The sequence below is a fragment of the Streptosporangium canum genome (assembly GCF_900113865.1).
Taxonomy (GTDB): Bacteria; Actinomycetota; Actinomycetes; order Streptosporangiales; family Streptosporangiaceae; genus Streptosporangium; species Streptosporangium canum.
Genome location: NZ_FOQY01000007.1, coordinates 231,982 through 249,550, shown reverse-complemented (window position 1 = coordinate 249,550; position 17,569 = coordinate 231,982). Strand labels below are relative to the sequence as shown.

15 protein-coding genes are annotated in these 17,569 nt (G+C 72.1%); 4 read left to right on the top strand and 11 right to left on the bottom strand.

All coding sequences use genetic code 11. The features are described 5' to 3' along the window. Positions 1-76 precede the first annotated feature (76 nt). Complete coding sequence (gene uraD / locus BM085_RS13505) at positions 77-673, bottom strand: 2-oxo-4-hydroxy-4-carboxy-5-ureidoimidazoline decarboxylase (RefSeq protein WP_093887336.1); 597 nt, start codon at positions 671-673, stop codon at positions 77-79. Positions 674-878: 205 nt separating this feature from the next. Between uraD and BM085_RS13500 the strand changes: the two genes are divergently transcribed. After that, a complete protein-coding gene (locus BM085_RS13500) occupies positions 879-1,739 on the top strand; it encodes a deoxyribonuclease IV (protein WP_093887335.1) in 861 nt (286 codons plus the stop codon). A 483-nt stretch (positions 1,740-2,222) separates the two neighbouring features. Here BM085_RS13500 and BM085_RS13495 read toward each other — a convergent pair whose 3' ends face one another. The 5 genes from BM085_RS13495 to BM085_RS13475 all read right to left on the bottom strand — a co-directional run bounded on the left by BM085_RS13495 (position 2,223) and on the right by BM085_RS13475 (position 6,855). Next, complete coding sequence (locus tag BM085_RS13495; RefSeq protein ID WP_093887334.1) at positions 2,223-3,779, bottom strand: sodium:solute symporter family transporter; 1,557 nt, start codon at positions 3,777-3,779, stop codon at positions 2,223-2,225. Further along, a complete protein-coding gene (locus BM085_RS13490) occupies positions 3,776-4,162 on the bottom strand; it encodes a hypothetical protein (protein WP_143120911.1) in 387 nt (128 codons plus the stop codon). The genes BM085_RS13495 and BM085_RS13490 overlap by 4 nt, the downstream gene beginning before the upstream one ends. Next, entirely contained in the window at positions 4,159-4,923 is a 765-nt protein-coding gene (locus tag BM085_RS13485) for a LytR/AlgR family response regulator transcription factor (RefSeq protein ID WP_086576695.1), read from the bottom strand. Before BM085_RS13485 ends, BM085_RS13490 begins: the two co-directional genes overlap by 4 nt. A 78-nt stretch (positions 4,924-5,001) precedes the next feature. After that, the gene (locus tag BM085_RS13480) at positions 5,002-6,186 is read right to left on the bottom strand and encodes a histidine kinase (RefSeq protein WP_093887332.1); all 1,185 of its coding nucleotides are present in this window, start codon (positions 6,184-6,186) and stop codon (positions 5,002-5,004) included. 48 nt (positions 6,187-6,234) lie between these two features. Further along, positions 6,235-6,855, bottom strand: coding sequence for a molybdopterin-dependent oxidoreductase (locus BM085_RS13475; RefSeq protein ID WP_093887410.1), 621 nt, complete (start codon positions 6,853-6,855; stop codon positions 6,235-6,237). Positions 6,856-7,234: 379 nt separating this feature from the next. On the opposite strand from BM085_RS13475, the gene aroF reads away from it, so the two are divergent. Continuing rightward, positions 7,235-8,272 carry a 3-deoxy-7-phosphoheptulonate synthase gene (gene aroF / locus BM085_RS13470; RefSeq protein WP_031162787.1) on the top strand — a complete coding sequence of 346 codons (1,038 nt, stop codon included), beginning with the start codon at positions 7,235-7,237 and terminating at the stop codon, positions 8,270-8,272. A gap of 139 nt (positions 8,273-8,411) precedes the next feature. Here the strand turns inward: aroF and thiI are convergent, their stop codons facing one another. Continuing rightward, entirely contained in the window at positions 8,412-9,614 is a 1,203-nt protein-coding gene (thiI, locus tag BM085_RS13465; protein WP_093887331.1) for a tRNA uracil 4-sulfurtransferase ThiI, read from the bottom strand. A gap of 445 nt (positions 9,615-10,059) precedes the next feature. Between thiI and BM085_RS44370 the strand changes: the two genes are divergently transcribed. Further along, complete coding sequence (locus tag BM085_RS44370; RefSeq protein WP_177245091.1) at positions 10,060-10,569, top strand: hypothetical protein; 510 nt, start codon at positions 10,060-10,062, stop codon at positions 10,567-10,569. A 723-nt stretch (positions 10,570-11,292) separates the two neighbouring features. Here the strand turns inward: BM085_RS44370 and BM085_RS13455 are convergent. The 3 genes from BM085_RS13455 to BM085_RS13445 all read right to left on the bottom strand — a co-directional run bounded on the left by BM085_RS13455 (position 11,293) and on the right by BM085_RS13445 (position 15,196). Then, complete coding sequence (locus tag BM085_RS13455) at positions 11,293-12,318, bottom strand: 6-phosphofructokinase (protein ID WP_093887330.1); 1,026 nt, start codon at positions 12,316-12,318, stop codon at positions 11,293-11,295. A gap of 355 nt (positions 12,319-12,673) precedes the next feature. After that, the gene (locus BM085_RS13450) at positions 12,674-14,191 is read right to left on the bottom strand and encodes a N,N-dimethylformamidase beta subunit family domain-containing protein (RefSeq protein WP_218158702.1); all 1,518 of its coding nucleotides are present in this window, start codon (positions 14,189-14,191) and stop codon (positions 12,674-12,676) included. A gap of 57 nt (positions 14,192-14,248) precedes the next feature. Then, positions 14,249-15,196, bottom strand: coding sequence for a lactonase family protein (locus tag BM085_RS13445; RefSeq protein ID WP_177245090.1), 948 nt, complete (start codon positions 15,194-15,196; stop codon positions 14,249-14,251). Positions 15,197-15,342: 146 nt separating this feature from the next. Here BM085_RS13445 and BM085_RS13440 point away from each other — a divergent pair, with 146 nt between their 5' ends. Continuing rightward, on the top strand, positions 15,343-16,245 hold the full coding sequence (locus BM085_RS13440; protein ID WP_093887328.1) for a bifunctional helix-turn-helix transcriptional regulator/GNAT family N-acetyltransferase: 903 nt from the start codon (positions 15,343-15,345) through the stop codon (positions 16,243-16,245). Between the two features lie 173 nt (positions 16,246-16,418). Here the strand turns inward: BM085_RS13440 and BM085_RS13435 are convergent, their stop codons facing one another. Continuing rightward, positions 16,419-17,351: an acetyltransferase gene (locus tag BM085_RS13435; protein ID WP_093887327.1), complete on the bottom strand. Its 933-nt coding sequence runs from the start codon at positions 17,349-17,351 to the stop codon at positions 16,419-16,421. Positions 17,352-17,569 lie beyond the last annotated feature (218 nt).

Genomic DNA, 17,569 nt, shown 5'->3' with positions numbered 1-17,569 from the left:
AGATCCCTCCGCCTCGTGCGGACGGCCCCGCCCGCCTGCGGCCTCCGCGCCGTCACGGCGCCTGTCCCCGCGTCTCTCATCGAGCGTCTCCCAGCAGTTTCGCCACGCGCAGGCGGGTGATGCGGGCCAGCTCGGCCCGGACGACGTCGCGCTCGGCCGCGTCGTCGTTGCGCAGCCGTTCCCGCAGGCGGCTCAGCATCTCCTCGGCCGTCATGCCGGTGGCGCAGACGAGGTAGACGTGGCCGAACCGCTCCTCGTAGGCGCGGTTGCCCTCGGCCAGCCCGTCGAGCACCGCCCGGCCGGCCGCGTCCACGCCGGACTGCTCCTGCCGGGACCAGGACGTCTCCCGCGCCGCCCGGCCGCCGTCGCGGGGCGGCTCGCCGGTTCCGGCCGGGGGCGGAGGCGCGGCCCGGCCGCCGTCGCGGGGCGGCTCGCCGATCCGAGGATGCGCGGCCAGCGCCTCCTGGACGTCCGGCCAGGCCAGATCGCGTACGGCGGCGCCGGCGGCCTCGGTCAGCCCGGCGAGGTCGGGGTAGGGGCGCCGCGCGGCCACCGCGCGGGCGAAGGCCCGGCAGGCGCAGCACGCCAGCAGCTCCGCCTCGGCCTCGGCGGCGCCGAGCGCGTTGAAGCCGGCCAGCCCCGCCGCCGATGCTGCGGAATTCACGTTCGGCATGTGAGCAGTACACACACCGCCGCCGTACGGGGTCCAGCAGCGAGAACTCCCAAGTGGAATAAAGGTTTGCCCTGGGTTTTCGTGTCATGCTCCAACTGCCCGGTCCGTGGACCGGTCAGGGCGCCTGCCGCCGCGGATCGCCGGGAGGGGACGCGGGCCCGATGGCCGGGGAAGTGTCGGCCCCAGCGCCTAAACTGGCGGCATCATGACTTCTCTCTCCCTCATCGGCGGACAGGTGTCCGTCACCGGCGGCCTGGCCAAGGGCGGCCTGCAGTACGCCTCGGACATCGGCGCCGAGATGATCCAGGTGTTCGTCAGCAACCCGCGGGGCTGGTCCCTGGCCGCGGGCAACCCCGTCCAGGACGCCAGGCTCGTCGAGTCGGGCATGCTCTCCTTCGTGCACGCCCCCTACCTCATCAACATGGGCTCTCCCAGCGCCGACACGCTGGAGAAGTCGGTGGCCACCGTACGGCACGGCCTGCTGCGCTCCCACGCGATCGGCGCCGCGGGCATGGTGATCCATACGGGATCGGCGGTGAGCCAGCCCCGGGAGGACGCCCTGCGCCAGTTGCACGAGCACCTGCTCCCCCTCCTGGAGGAGATCCCCGACGACGGCCCGGACCTGCTGCTGGAGCCGATGGCAGGGCAGGGCGCGATGCTCTGCGCGACCGTCCAGGACCTGGAGCCCTATCTCGCCGCTCTCGACTGGCACCCGAAGGCGGGGATCTGCCTGGACACCTGCCACGCCTTCGCCGCCGGCCACGACCTGTCGACCGCCGAGGGCGTCGGGGAGACCCTCGACGCGCTGCACGCGATCGCCCCGGGACGGCTCAAGCTGATCCACGCCAACGACTCCAAAGACGTGTGCGACTCCAAGAAGGACCGGCACGAGAACATCGGCGCGGGCCACATCGGCATGGAGCCCTTCGCCGAGCTGATGCGTCACCCGGTGTCCGCCGGAGTGCCGCTCTGCATCGAGACCCCGGGCGGCGTCGACAAGCACCGTGAGGACATCGAGCTGCTGAAGAAGCTCCGCGACAGCGACGCCGCGGGCTTCGCCCGCTGACACCGCGCCGGGAGCCGGCCGGCTGGTCCCCGCCGGCCGGGCGGCCCTCGGCTCAGAGCGGGAGCGCCCCCGCCTGGAGCGGTCCCCGGCTCGAAGCGGAGGCGCCCCCGGAGGCCGGGCGGTCCCCGGCCGGAGCGGTCCCCGGCTGAAGGCGGGGTGGGACGGGACGGGACGCCCGCTCTCGTGATCCGGCCGCCCCCGCGGGCCAGATCACGGTCCGGCCCGCGGGCTGACGCGGGCGTCCCATCACACCGGAGATCGCCGGGCCCTCCCCCGATCCAGGGCCCGGCAACCGGATGACCAGGTGTGAACGGTCACCCGGGAGTCCGCGCACCAGGACCCGAGCCTTCCGGCTCTGTCCCCCCCTGGTGCGGCGGGTTCGGCTCTCCGATGAAGGGAACACTAGAGGGGAGCCCGGGCGGGCGACCGCCTCTTTCCGGCCAGCGCGATTAACGGTGCGTGGTCGTCGATGTGCGGAGAGTGTCAGCGCGACGAGTGGCCCGGCCGGCGCGACGAACGGTCGATTCCCGCCTCCCCGAGGTCCTCGGGGAGGTGCATCCTGGCGAGCTTGCGGGAGACCCCCGCCGGCACGCTCCCGGGTGTCGCCAGCGAGACCGCCACCATCACCAGGAAGGCGACCGGGGCGACGAACGGCGCCGGGTAGCGGATCGGCAGCCCCAGCCCGGCCACGAGAGCCGCGGGGGCCAGCCCCTCCACCGCGACGAGCACGGCGATGAGCCCGCCGCCGACCATCAGCCCGGCGGCGGCGCCACGGGCCGACAGCCCGCGCCACCAGATGCCGAGCACCAGTACCGGGCAGAGCGTGGCGGCAGACAGGCCGAACCCGAGCATCACCAGCAGGATCACGCTCCCGTGGGGGGCCGCCCAGGACAGCAGCAGGGCCGTCAGGGCGGCCCCCGCCACCGAGCCCCTGAACCGGCCGATCCGGGTGATCCGAGCGATCCGGGCCATCCGCGGCGTCCCCGGCGACAGGGTCGCCCCCAGGGCGACGAGCACCCCGCAGGAGGTGGCCAGGAACGCGGCGAAGGCCCCGGCGGCGAGCAGCCCGGTGAGCGCGTCGCCGACCGGCCCCGGCAGCATGCGCGCGGGCAGCACCAGCACCATCGCGTCGGCCGGCACGCCGGGGGCGAAAACCCGCCCCAGCACCCCGTACACGGGCGGCAGCAGGTAGAAGGCGACGAGCATGGCCAGCGCCGCCACGACGGATCTGCGGGCCGACCTGCCGTCGGGGCTCGCGTAGACCCGGACGATCACATGGGGCAGGCCCATCGCGCCCAGCGCGCACGACACCAGCACGCTGAGCACCCCGAGCGGGGACGGGTCACCGGTTCCCGCCAGCACGTGCTCCTGGACGGGGCGCGGCACGGCCGGCGGCACCGGGACGGCGGGGGGCGCGGCCATGCCCCAGCGCCAGGCCGACCACAGGACCAGCGCGCAGCCGGCGAAGATCAGGAGTTTCAGCCAGAACTGCAGCGCCTGGAGGCCGGTGACACTGCCCATGCCCGCGGTCAGCGCGACCGCCACGGCCGCCACGGCCGTCGCCACGCCGCCGGCCCACGGCGGCAGACCGGTCACCAGGTGGAGCACGACCCCGGCGGCCTGGAGCTGAGCCACCAGATAGATCATGCCGATCACCGTCACGATGCCGGTGACCAGCCGCCTGACCAGCGGCGAGCCCAGCCGCCACTGGGCGAAGTCGGACAGGGTGTAGGTGCCCGAGCGGCGCAGCGGGGCCACGACCAGGATCAGGACGACCACGTAGCCGCCGGTGGCTCCCACCGAATACCAGAGCATCGGGACGCCGTGCAGGGCGATCAGCCCGGCCAGGCTCAGGCAGCTGACCGCCGAGGTGTACTCGGAGCTGATCGCGGCGCCGTTCCGCCAGGGACCCACCGCCCGCGCCGCGACGTAGAAGTCGAGGGTCGTGGCGTATCTGCGCGGCCTGACCACACCCGTCGCGGCCGAGCCGAGAAGCACGACCGCCACGCCCAGCAGTGACGCGACGACGGCGGTGGTCATCCGCCGTCCCGCGACGTCCGGACGGACTCGCGTTCGATCCGTTCGGCGCGGCGCAGATGGGTGACGGCGAGGAGCGCCCAGAGCGGCGGCGGCGCCAGGCACAGGACCAGCCACACCCCGGGGGCCCCGATGCCGGCGTACTCGCCCAGCGACGGCAGGACCGCCGCTCCCACCAGGATCCCGGCCGCCGCCGCGAGCGTGCGCCCGGCCAGCGAGAGCTGGCCGGCGACGATCGAGCGCAGGTGGAGCTCGCCGGGTCCGGCCCACCCGTCCGGCTCGGCGTCGGCGTCGGGGCCGGCGCCGAGCGGCCGGAGGGGGCCGGCGGCCCCCGTGCCGGCCGCCGGGACCGGGTTGCGGGTCACGGTCACCCGGCGACCGCTCACCCGGGCACGCCGGAGGACAGCGACCGGTCCTGGAGCTGGCGGTCGCGGACGAGCTGCTCGCGGACCTGCCGGGTGTGGCGGCGGCTGACCGGCAGCGTCTCCGAGCCGACCTGCAGCGTCACGCGGCCGCCGTCGAAGCGCAGCTCGCTCACGTGACGCACCGAGACCAGCGTGCTGCGGTGCACGCGGATGAACCCCGAGTCGGCCCAGCGCCGCTCCAGCGCGGCCAGCGACATGCGCACCAGGTAGTTGCCGTCGACGGTGTGCAGCCGTACGTAGTCGCCCTGCGCCTCGGCGAAGCGGACCGTCTGCTGGGACACGAACCGGGTGCGCCCGCCGAGCTCGACCGGGATGACGTCCTCCGGGATCGGTTCGCCCGTCGCCGGAGTCATGCACTCCAGGCGCCGTACGGCCTCCGCCAGCCGGTCGGCCCGGACCGGCTTGAGCAGGTAGTCCACCGCCTCCAGGTCGAACGCCTGGATCGCGCAGTCCTCGTGGGCGGTGACGAACACCAGCCGGGGCGGGTTGGGGAAGGCGCCGATGAGCCGCGCCAGGTCGAGGCCGCCGAGACCGGGCATCCGGATGTCGAGGAAGACCCCGTCGAGCCGTTCTCCCGTGCCGATCATCTGAACCATGTCCTGAAGCGCGGTGATTCCTCCGGGGGCGGTGGAGACGTGCTCGATGCGGGGATCGTGGCGGAGGAGGTAGGCCAGCTCCTCCAACGCGGGGACCTCGTCGTCGACGGCCAGGACTCGCAGCATGGACCCACGCTGCCGCCGAACCGCGTTCACCGCAATAGAAATGTCAACTTTAAGTAAAACTATGACTACTATTAGCTATTACCTGGTGGGAAGCTTGGGCACGCGCAGCCGGATTTTGGTACCGGCGCCCAGCGCGGTCTCCACGACGAGCCCGTAGTCCTCGCCGTAGATCTGACGCAGCCGCACGTCCACGTTGGCCAGGCCGATGCCGCTCTCGTCCCGCCCCTGGCCCGGGTCGTCGTCGAGCAGCCGCCTGGCCCGTCCCGGGTCCATGCCGAGCCCGTCGTCCTCGACGCTGATGTGGGCCTCGGGTCCGGCGTCCCTGACCACCACCCGCACCTCGCCGGAGCCGCCGGTGGCGGCTATGCCGTGCTTGATGGCGTTCTCGACCAGCGGTTGCAGGCACAGGAACGGCACCGGCACCGGCAGCACCTCCGGCGCCACCCGGACGGTGAAGCGGAGCCGTTCGCCGAACCTGGCCCGCTCCAGCAGCAGGTAGCGGTCCACGCAGCGCAGCTCGTCGGCCAGGGTGGTGAAGTCCCCTCCCCGGCGCAGCGCGTGCCTGGTGAAGTCGGCGAAGTCCATCAGCAGCTCGCGGGCCCGCTCGGGGTCGGTACGGACGAAGGAGGCGATGGTGGTCAGGGAGTTGTAGACGAAGTGCGGGGAGATCTGCGCGCGCAGCGCCCGGGTCTCCGCCTCCATCGCGCGCCGGCGGGAGGAGTCGAGCTCGGCCAGCTCAAGCTGGCCGGAGACCCAGCGGGCGACCTCGGTGACGGTCCGGACCAGCCCCGCGCTCACCTCGGCGTCGTAGGCGGCCAGCGCGCCGACCACCCGGCCGTCCACGGTGAGCGGCACCACGGCCGCGCCCCGGATCACGCAGCCCGGCGTGCGACAGGCGATCGCCTCCCCCGCCACCACGTAGGGGCGTCCCGACGAGAACACGGTGCGGGCGTGCTCGGGCGCGTGGTCGCGGTGGCAGCCGGCCGCGCCGTCCCAGGCGAGCACGCCGTCGGCGTCCGTCACCGCGATGGCGTTGACGCCCAGCAGCGTGCGCAGGTGGCGGATCGCCTTGCGGGCGGAGTCGCGTGTCAGGCCGGCCCGCAGCGACGGAGCCGCCAGCGCGGCGATGTGCAGGGTGGCGAAGGTGGCTTCGTCCGGCAGGCCGGCCAGATGGCGGGGTGGCGCCGGTCGCCGGCGGGAGATGACGAATCCCAGGAAAGTGCTGAGCGCGCAGAGCAGCACCCAGGCACTGGTCGACCACATGCGGGAAACCGTAGTCAACCACCCCGGCCAATCAGGGGAGAACGCGGATCACAGCGGGCCTTCGCCCGGTTCCTCCTGATAGGAGTAGCGCTGCTCGCGCCAGGGGTCGGCGAGGTTGTGGTAGCCGCGCTCCTCCCAGAAACCGCGCCTGTCCTCCAGCAGGTACTCCACGGCGCGCACCCACTTGACGCTCTTCCACGCGTACAGGTGCGGGACGATCGCCCGGACCGGGAACCCCCGCTCCGGGGAGAGGGGCTTGTCGTCGAGTTCGAGGGCGAACAACGTGTGGCCGCGGACGAAGTCGCTCATCCGCATGTTGGCGCTGTAGCCGTACTCGGCCCAGATCATCACGTGCTTCACGCCGGGGGCGGGCGGGGCCAGCTCCATCAGCGTCGCCGTGGACACCCCCCGCCACTCGTTCCCCATGATCGAGAACTTGGTGACGCAGTGGAAGTCGGCCATGACCGTGGTGCGCGGCAGCTCGGAGAACTGCGGCCAGGTGAACCTGTGCTGCTCGCCGGAGGCGGTCGCGCCCATGACCCGGAACTCCCACGTCGCCGGGCGGAACGTGGGCACCCGGCCATAGTGGATCACCGGACGCCCCCGGGGGACGTACTGGCCCGGAGGCAGGCGAGTCTCCTCCTGCGGAGTTTCGGACTGCTCCACCACCACTCCCCTCGCCGTTTCCCGATGGCACGGGGTAGTCCTGTTCCCCTACGGCACGGGGTAATCCTGCCATCGTGTGTCCGCCGCCGCCGCAGCGGCCACCGGATAACGCCCTCGCGCCGTTCCGGCGGCGAGATCGCGTGTCACCGCGCGGGCTCCGGCGGCCGCCCTCGCCCGACCAGGTCGCCGACGAGTCCCGGCGGTGCGCTACCATTACCGGCGATGCGTACTTCGTTCTGGTTTTGGTATGGCGACGGACCCGTGGATGGGACCGTTCGCCACCAGATGCTGCGCTGACAGCACAGGCGAACGCGAAGGCCCCGGGTCCGGATTACGGACTCGGGGCCTTCTGCTTTTCGGAGCTTTTCATCGAAGGAGAGACATGGTCATCGTCATGGGCCCCGACGCCACCCAGGGTGACGTCCAGGCGATCGTGGAGGTCATCGGCACGGCGGGCGGCGACGCGTTCGTCAGCCGCGGCGTGAGCCGTACGATCATCGGGCTGGTGGGCGACGTCGCCCAGTTCAGCACGCTCGACCTGCGCGGTATGCGCGGGGTGGCCGACGTGATGCGAGTGACCGCTCCGTACAAGCTGGTGAGCCGGGACAACCACCCCGAGCGCTCCACGGTCCGGGTCGGCGGCGTGCCGATCGGCCCCGGCACGGTCACCCTGATCGCCGGCCCGTGCGCGGTGGAGACCCCGCAGCAGACCCTGGAGGCGGCGGAGATGGCCAAGGCGGCCGGGGCCACCCTGCTGCGCGGCGGCGCCTACAAGCCCCGCACCTCCCCCTACGCCTTCCAGGGCCTGGGCGAGGCCGGCCTGCGCATCCTCGCCGACGTGCGCGAGCAGACCGGCCTGCCCGTCGTGACGGAGGTCGTGGACGCCCACGACGTCGAGCTGGTCGCCTCCTACGCCGACATGCTGCAGGTCGGCACCCGCAACGCGCAGAACTTCGCGCTGCTCCAGGCGGTCGGCGGGGTCGGCAAGCCGGTCATGCTCAAGCGCGGCATGAACGCCACCATCGAGGAGTGGCTGATGGCCGCCGAGTACATCGCCCAGCGCGGCAACCTCGACATCGTGCTGTGCGAGCGCGGGATCCGCACCTTCGAGACCGCCACCCGCAACACCCTGGACGTCTCCGCGGTCCCGGTCGCCCAGAGACTGTCGCACCTGCCGGTCATCGTCGACCCGTCCCACTCCGGGGGCCGGCGGGACCTGGTGCTCCCGCTCACCCGCGCCGCCATCGCGGTCGGCGCCGACGGCGTGATCATCGACGTCCACCCCAACCCCGAGCAGGCCCTCTGCGACGGCCCCCAGGCGCTGGTCGACGACGACCTGCGCGAGCTCGCCCGGGTGATGCGCGAGTTCCCGCCCCTGGTGGGCAAGAACCCGGCCGGCGACGCCCTGGCATCCGCCTGACCGTCGCCCGTGTCCGGCCCCGCGTTCACCCACGCCACAAGCGCCCGCGTCTCCCGGTACGGCCTGCGCCACAAGCCGCCGGCCGTACCCCGCGGATGAACGGCCCCGGGCAGGCGCGGCTCCTCCCGCCGGGACGGACTCAGCCTTCCAGCTTGTACTCCTGGAGGGAGCCGGCGAGCTGGACGGCCAGCTCCTCGGCGTCGAGACGCTTCTCGATCTGCCTCAGGTCCGCGATCTTGGCGGCGGTCTCGGCGCGACGGGGGGCCAGCAGGGTGCAGCAGTCCTCGTCGGGGAGCTCGGAGATCTCCAGGGTGCCGATGCGGCGGGCCTCCGCCATGATCTCGGTCTTGTCGAGGCCGATGAGCGGCCGCAGGATCGGCAGGTCGACCGCGTCGTCCTGGGCGGTGATGTTCTGCAGGGTCTGGGAGGAGACCTGGCCCAGGGAGTCACCGGTGACCAGCGCACCGGCGCGGAGACGGCGGGCGACCTCCTCGGCGGTCTTGAGCATCAGACGGCGCTGGGAGATGACCGCCAGACGGTCCTGGCCGGAGGCCTTGATGGACTGCTGGGCCTTGCCGAACGGGACGACCCAGAGCCGGGACCTGCCCTGGAACCTGTCCAGGGCGCGCACCAGGGCGTACGCCTTGTAGATCGACTCCGACGTCGTGAACGGGATGCCGGAGAAGTGCAGGAAGTCCACCCGCAGGCCGCGCCGCATCATCCGGTAGGCAGCCACCGGGGAGTCGATGCCGCCGGACATCAGGACCAGACCCCGGCCGCTGGTGCCCACCGGCAGGCCGCCCTGACCGGGCATGCCGCCGGTGAAGACGAAGACCTCGTCCCGGTCCACCTCGATGGAGACGACCAGCTCGGGGTTCTTCAGGTCGACCGGCAGGCCGTAGATGTCGTTGAGCTCGCCGCCGACCGAGCGGTCGATCTCCATCGAGGTCAGCGGGAAGCGCTTGTCGCGACGGCGGGAACGGACGGCGAAGGAGACGCCGCGCCTGACGTCGTCCCGGTCGGCCAGCAGTTCGATCGCCGCCTTGGTGACCGCGCCCGGATCCTTCTCCACCCGCCAGGCCCGGTGGATCCAGACCAGGCCGGGGACGTAGGCGACCCGCTCGGCGACCGCGTCGGCGACCTCGACGGTGGTGCCGTCCGGCAGGAAGAGCGCGATGACGCCGTGGCGCTGGCGCACGTCCACCTTGAAGTCGAAGTCCTTCAGGGCCGCCTTGATGTTGGCCTGCAACCGCTGTTCGAAGAGCTCCCGGTTGTTTCCCTTGAGGACGACCTCGCCCAGTTTGAGCAGAACGCAGGGCTCACCCAAGGCGGACATGGTCATGCTGCAACCTCCGGTGGAACTGTAAAGATTCGGGGGAATAAGGGTCTACCGCCCAGTGTGGCGCGTAATCGTCTCAAGACAACGCCTCGACCTAGCTACTTTAGTCCGCCCCACGACCGTCCACGCCTTGCTTGACGGGGTGGCGGACGCGCTCGACGCGGCGAGCGGCATGGAGCGGGGAGACCGGGCGACACGGACGCGGAGCGGGGGACCGCTCGACGCGCCGGGAGCGCGCGGGGCCGCCCGGCGGCCCGAGGCGGGACGACCGTCCGGGGCGGGACGACCGTCCGGGGCGGGACGACCGTCCGGGGCGGGACGACCGTCCGGCGGCCGGGCCGGGCGTCCCGGAACATGCCGAACCCCCGCCGACGGATGATCGTCCGTCAGCGGGGGCTGAGGGGGCGGGCACTCGCGGGGGGCGGCACTCACGGGGTCCGGCGCGTCCATGACGGACGTGCTCCCGCCCGGCGGTCCGCCGAGCCCACGAGAGGGCATTCGGCGTGCTGATCGCCGCCGACTCCGGCGACCGCACCGCAGGCGGCCCGGCTCCGGCTCCGTCCCTCCTGCCGATCCTCGGGAGGTCGGCGGAGTGAACGCCCCGGCCTTCTCAGTGGACCTAGTTGTTGTTGTTATTGTTGTTGTTGTTCCCGCCCCCATTGTTGTTATTGTTGTTATTGTTGTTGTTTCCGCCTCCGTTGTTGTTATTGTTGTTGTTATTGTTGTTCCCGCCTCCGTTGTTGTTGTTATTATTGTTGTTGTTGTTCCTGCCCCCGTTGTTATTGTTGTTGTTGTTATTGTTGTTGTTCCTGCCTCCGTTGTTGTTGTTATTGTTATTGTTGTTGTTGCGAGCCCTGGCGCACTTCTTGGGGTGGTTGGAGCACCAGTCCTGGGCGGAGGTGCCGAAGGATGTCGCGGCGGTCGGACCAGTGGTACCGGCGCTGGCGGGCTGAGCTGACATCGCCACGGGGGCGACAAGAGCCGAGGCCACCATCGCACCGGCGGCGAGAGTATGTCTGAGCTTCGTCATAGGAGATCACTCCGTGTCGCATTGGACGCTCCGGGCGATACCCGGGCCGATGAAACGCCGAATCGGTATCACGGAAGACGCCGACATGGCGCGGAACCTGAATTCGACGCTAGTTGAGGACAACTGGGGAGGTCATCCCAGGGAGGCAAAAGGCTCGGTTCGGAATGCTTACTCTCCGGTTCCGAACAATAACCGAGAGTGAGATTTCAATCACGGGCAGCTACGCCTTTTCGAAACAGCCGCCCAGCCGCCGGGGATGCGGGCGGGCGGCCCAAAGTAAACGAGTGCGTGAGCCACGCGGCGGACCACCCGCCACGCGACCGGCCGACGGACCGGACGGAGATCGTCGTCACAGTCCCGTGCGCCGTGAGAGCGGTGATCGGCCGGCCGCGGGATGGTCATGGCCGGCGGCGGGGAGCGGCGCGATCGCCATGCCCGCGGGAGGACAGCACTTCCCTCCGGCCACTCCGGCCGCACCCGCGGCCGAGACACCGAGGCGGCCGTCGCTGTTCGACTCCAAGGACGGCTGACGTACGGCTCCGCGTCACCGGACCGCACGGCCGGGGTCGCGGACCGCACGGGGGCGCGCCCCGGCCGGACGTCCGCACGGACGGAGGGGCCGCCCTGGAGCGGCCCCTCGCCACCGGCGTGTCAGCCGAAGAAGACCTCGGCCTCCTCGTAGCGGCTGACCGGCACGGTCTTCAGCTCCTTGGTGGCCTCGGCCAGAGCGACCCTGACGACGTCGGTGCCCTGCAGCGCGACCATGACACCGAAGTGACCGTCGTGCACGGCGTCGATGGCGTGCAGGCCGAACCGGGTGGCCAGCACGCGGTCGAAGGCCGTGGGCGTGCCGCCGCGCTGGATGTGGCCGAGCACGGTGGTGCGCGCCTCCTTGCCGGTCCGCTTCTCGATCTCCTTGGCGAGCAGCTCGCCGATGCCGCCCAGCCGGACGTGCCCGAAGGAGTCGAGCTCGCCCGCCTGCAGCGCCATCTGGCCCTCGATGGGGTGGGCGCCCTCGGCGACCACGACGATCGGCGCGTAGCGGGTCGTGAAACGGGACTCGACGTAGGCACAGACCCGGTCGATGTCGAAGGGCTTCTCCGGGATGAGGATGACGTTGGCGCCGCCGGCCATGCCCGCGTGCAGGGCGATCCAGCCCGCGTGACGGCCCATGACCTCGCAGATCAGCGCGCGGTGGTGGGACTCGGCGGTGGTGTGGAGCCGGTCGATCGCCTCGGTGGCGATGTTGACGGCGGTGTCGAAGCCGAAGGTGTAGTCGGTGGCGCTGAGGTCGTTGTCGATCGTCTTCGGCACGCCGACGACCTTCACGCCCTTGTCGAAGAGCTGCTTGGCGACGCCGAGGGTGTCTTCGCCGCCGATCGCGATCAACGCGTCGACCCCGGTCTCCGCCAGATTGTCCTTGATCTTCTCGACACCGCCGTCGATCTTTATCGGATTGGTCCGCGACGAGCCGAGAATCGTGCCGCCACGCGGCAGAATGCCCCGCACGGCCTGGATGTCCAACGGCATGGTGTCGCCTTCCAGCGGGCCACGCCAGCCGTCACGGAACCCGACGAATTCATGCCCGTAGAGGCTGACTCCCTTGCGCACGACGGCGCGGATAACGGCGTTCAGGCCGGGGCAGTCGCCGCCCCCGGTTAGCACTCCAATACGCATGGCATCCTCCGGTGGTGGTTCCGAGGCAAGACGGCCAGACTAAATGGGGTGACGCGGCCGGCGAGGGATTTCCGTCGCCGACGCAACGCATTCTGCCTGCTGATGAGGCGAATGGTCTAGACCAAATTGAAGGAGTCCTCACATGTCGGCTCTCCCCATCGACGCCGGACGGCCGGGATGGTGAATTCCGGCTCTCATCCAGTCTTCTCCATACCCCTGACGTGTTCGCGCGGGAGGACCTCCCTACCCGCCCGCGCGCGACGGGCCTGCCACACCGCCCGACGTGAAAGCCCCGAGAGACCCCGGCGCCGGGACCTCGGCGGTCCGCCGACCCCCCGTCGGGGCCCGGGGAGCCTCAGCGGCCCGCGGGCCCGTCCAGTCCCAGGGACTTGAGGTTGTCGTCGGCCGGATGCTCGCGTCCGGCCGGGCCGGCGGCGAAGACCCGCAGGATGTTCGTCGTGGCCCTGCGGACGAAGACCTTCGCCCGGTCCGTGACGCCGTGGCCGCAGCGGGCGCCCCGCATCGCGCACACCCAGCGCATCGTGCCGGAGCCGAACACGGCGGCGCCGCTCGGCACGGTGTAGTAGGCGCTGTGCGCGACGGTGGACCGGCCGCCGCAGTCGACCGGGGAGACCGACAGGACCTCCATCGGCCGGGGTGCGCCCGCGACGACCTTGTCGGTCTCCACCCCGGCCATGCCGGGGAAGACCGTGCCGCGCCGTACCCCGGTCCCCTCGAAGATCCAGTTGCCGGGCCGGTGGACCACATAGGCGGACTCGGAGGGGAAGCAGTCGTACATCGGCCCGGTCAGCGAGCTCTCCGGCTCACCGCTGTCGCGCCACAGAACGGTGCCGGGGTCCTCGGCGGCGTCCTTGTGGCAGACGACCAGGCGGCCGGGGCCCAGGGGCGTCGCGGCGAAGCGGATCCGCCAGTAGACGGCGTTGGCGCCCAGGAAGGCGAGGTTGGTGCCGTGGTCGCGGGCGGCCTCGACGGTGCGGCGCATGTGCGGCGACCAGTATTCGTCGTGGCCCAGGGAGACCAGGCCGCGGGCGCCGTCGAGGATGTGCGGGTCGCGGTCGAGCTCCAGGTTGGTGACGTAGGCGAGCGGGACGCCGCTGCGCTCGGCGACCTCGACGGCGTCGCGCTCCATGTCCAGGAAGAGCCGGGCGCCGGAGGTGTCGTAGGGGCGGTCGAAGCTGACCGCGCGGGAGCGGTCCTCGAACCCGCCGGGGCCCCGGTAGAGGCTGCGGCCGCCCCACCGGTTGTAGGCCTGCCAGGTGGTGACCGCGTTGACGACGACCAGGCGTCCCCGGGTCGAGGCGGATCTGACGGTGAGGGGGACGTACCGCCGGCCTCCGCCGGCGGCCTCCAGCCGGATCAGGTAGGAGCCCTCGGGCCAGCCGGCGGTGTCCACCTCGGGACCCGGCTTCCAGTGGGCGGCGGTCACCGCGCCGGTGTCCGGGATGGTTTTGGGCGGGGCCTGCCGCACGCCGGGCAGCTCCGCCGACTCCCAGACCTTCCTGGCCCCCGCCCCGCCGTACCAGCCCATCCGGAAGGCCCTGGCGGTGTAGTGGCCGGCCGTGGTCGAGACGTACAGCCGGAAGCCCTCCCCCGGCAGCACGCTCACCCGGTCGGCGAAGCCCTCGATCTCGTGCTCGCCGCCGCGCCTGCGCAGCCGCCAGTGCGGGTCGCCCGCCCTGGCGTTCTCGGCCGCTGTGGCGTCGCGGGCCGCCCCGGCGCCGCCGGCGCCCGCCGCCACGGAGGGCGTGGGGGAAGGGGGGGCCTGTGCGGGCACGCCGGTGCCGACGGCGCACCCGGCGGCCAGCAGGGTCGCCGCCAGCGTGACGGCCAGGTACGCGGACACTCGGAGCATGAGGGCAGCCTGCCCGCGCGGGAGGCCTCCCGCCTGGGACTTGGCGGGTTCTTGGCCTCAGATCCGCGGCAGCACGCACGAGGGGGTGCCCACCGCGAACACCTCCCCGTCGAACCGCGGGATCCCGTCCTTCATCGGCAGTACGGCGATGCCGTCGGAGCGCTGGTTGGCCACGTACATCCGGTCACCGGCGATGGCGAAGTGCCGCGGCCAGACGCCTCCGCAGGGGACCTCGGCGACCGGTTCCAGGGTGGTCGTGGAGAGCACCGAGATCGTGTCGGGGCCCCGGTTGCCGACGTAGACGAACCCGCCGGACACCTCCAGGTGCGAGGGGTGGTTGGGGCCCTCGGCCGCGCTGGCGGGGACGGCCCGGATCTCGCGCCAGCCGTCGTCGTAGACGCGGACCGTGCCGTCCAGCTCACCGGCCACGTACCAGTGCTCCCCGGAGCGGGCCATGTGCCGGGGGCCCATGCCGGGCGCGAGCCGTACCGGGCCGTCGGGGTGCGAGGTCACCTGGGCGCCGACCAGGTGGCGGCGGACCTCGTCGGCCCCCAGGTCGGTCACGTACAGCACGCCGTCGGGGCCGAAGACGGCCTGGTGGGCGTGGGCGCCGTCCCGGTAGGGGAAGATCGACACGCCGGTGAGGAGGCCGGACTCGTCGATCCCGTGCACGCTCACCGTGCCGTCGCCGTAGTTGGCCACCGCGAGCAGCGTGCCCGACGGGTCGACGGCCAGGTGGCAGGGGTACGATCCCTCGCTCGGCCGCCGGGCCAGCGGGGTCAGCGTGCCGTCGCCGGCGCGGGCGAGAACGCTGACCGTGCCCTGCTCGCTCTCCCCCACCGCGTACAGGACCGGGAGCCGGGGGTGGGCGGCGAGGAATGACGGGCCCGGAGCCGCCGTGACGCCGAGCCGGACGAGGCTTTCCAGCTCCACCAGGGTTATCCCCGCGCCCGACCCTCCGGTGTCCGGGGTGTATCCACCGACATACGCGACCTCAGCCATCATGCTCCCGTCCCTGTGCTGGGCGACTTGTGCAGCCCGAAGACTCATCATCCCTTCTTGACCGGCTTGACCGGTCTTCTAACCCGGCACCGGGCACTGAAGAGGGACATTAGTTGACTCAGTCAGTGAAATAGTTGATCCTGTCAGGCATGGAGAGACATGTCTCGGCGGTCCGCGCCTTCAACCGCTTCTACACCGGGGTCATCGGCGTGCTCCACCAGGGCGTCCTGGACACCCCCTACTCCCTCACCGAGGTGCGGGTGCTGTTCGAGCTCGCCCAGCGGGAGCGCGTGGAGACCGGCGAGCTGCGGCGGCTGCTCGGGCTCGACGCCGGCTACCTCAGCAGGATGCTCGGCCGGTTCGAGACCGACGGGCTGGTGGTGCGCGAGCGGTCCGCCGCCGACGGCCGGCGGCAGGTCATCGGGCTGACCGAGGCGGGCGCGACCACGTTCGCGACCCTCGACGAGCGCTCGGCGGCACAGGTGCGGGGCCTGCTGGAAGGGGTGACCGAGGAGGACCGGCGGCGGCTGGTCGCGAACATGGCGGCGATCCAGGAGATCCTCACCCGGGCTCCGAAGGCCGAGCCGTACGTCATCCGCCCGCCGCGCCCGGGGGATCTCGGCTGGGTGGTGCACCGGCACGGCGTGCTCTACAGCCAGGAGTACGGCTGGGGCGAGGAGTTCGAGGCGCTGGTGGCCAGGATCGTGGCCGACTACGTGGACGGCCACGACCCCCGGCGCGACGCCGGATGGATCGCCGAGGTGGACGGCGAGCGGGCCGGGTGCGTCTTCTGCGTGCACAAGGACGACGAGACGGCCCAGCTCCGGATGCTCCTGGTCGAGCCGGCCGCCAGGGGGATGGGGATCGGCGGCCGGCTCGTCGAGGAGTGCCTGCACTTCGCCAGGGCGGCGGGCTACCGGCGGATCGTGCTGTGGACCAGGGACGTGCTGACCGGCGCCCGGCGGATCTACCGGGCGGCGGGCTTCGAGCCGGTCGAGGAGCGGACGGCCGGCGGGTTCGTCGAGGAGGTCTGGTCCAGGGACCTCCGATAGACGATCCGGTCCTGACGGCCGCAGGCGATGAGCGATCGCGGGACGGGCCGGCCGGTGTCCCCGTCGTGCCGGACGGCCGCGGCGGGGACGCGCCGAGCGACGCGGGCGGACACCCCGGACGGCGTCCGCCCGCCGTGGCCTTCGAGCAGGACGGCCCTAAGCGCTTGGCCGTCTCACGCGGGGTTCCGCATCGCGGCGACCGCCGAACCGGACGGCGGGCCTGCGGCCGGTCCGAAGACGACCCGGGACCGCAGCTGCCGGAACCCGGTCCGTTCCAGCTCCGCCCGCACCGCCACCCGGTGGGCGTCCACGTCTGCCACCACCTCCCGGGCGCCGCCGGCGGCCAGCACCCGGACGGCTTCGGCCAGCAGGTCGGCCCGGACGGCCTTGTCGATCAGGCCGAGGTAGCCGATGAGCGGGTAGCAGGCCTGTCCGGCCGGTCCGGCCAGGCCGACCGGCTCCCCGGCGTCCAGCGCGATGCGCCAGTCCCCGGCCGGGCCGGTCAGCCAGGCCAGCGGATCGGTGGCCAGGTCCACTCCGCCGACCGCCCGCGCCATCTCCAGACCGGTCAGCACGTCCGGCTCGGCGATCCGGGCGACCAGGGCGTCGATCTCCGCCGCGTCGGCGGCCGGGCGGAAGGTGTACCGCCCGGAGGCCACCGGCAGCGGTGTGCCCGTCCAGGAGCATCTCAGCCGCTCCCCCCGCTCGACCAGCCCGGCGAGCCGGGCCGCCGCCATCGGCGCCTTGATCACGGCCAGCACCTCCGGCCTGCGCCGCCAGTGCGCCGGCATGGAGGCGTAGTACAACCGGGGACCGCCGAGTGCCTCATGAGCGGCGCGCAGCAGCGCGGCACCCACCTCCGGCTCGGCGTCCAGGTCGAACCTTTCCAGCCAGGGGTCGCCGACGGCACCCGGCGGGAGGACCCAGGCCGCCCGGCCGACCACCCGGCCGGCCCGGAGGGCGACCCAGGTGTTCTCGGGCCGGTAGCCGCCGCCGGCGAGCCCCTCGGCGTAACCGACCTGGCGCAGCTGGGGCAGCGGATCGGGCATGGAGTCGAACAGATTTTCCTCGCCCGCGACGAGCGGACGGATGACCGGATCGGTCATGGATTGATCCTCCGGAAAGCAAGCGCCCCGGGGTCAGATCCGCGTGGACGCCGGGACGCGGAGGGGGCGCAGAACATCGGACATTGTTCTGACCTCCTTCCGGCTCGACGGCGTGCCCGGAAATCTACTCGACGCCCCTTTGCTCCGCAACACGATTCGCGGCCGCCCCGCGAGCCGCGACACGATTCACCGGCGCCCGGAACGACCGCTCAAGGCCA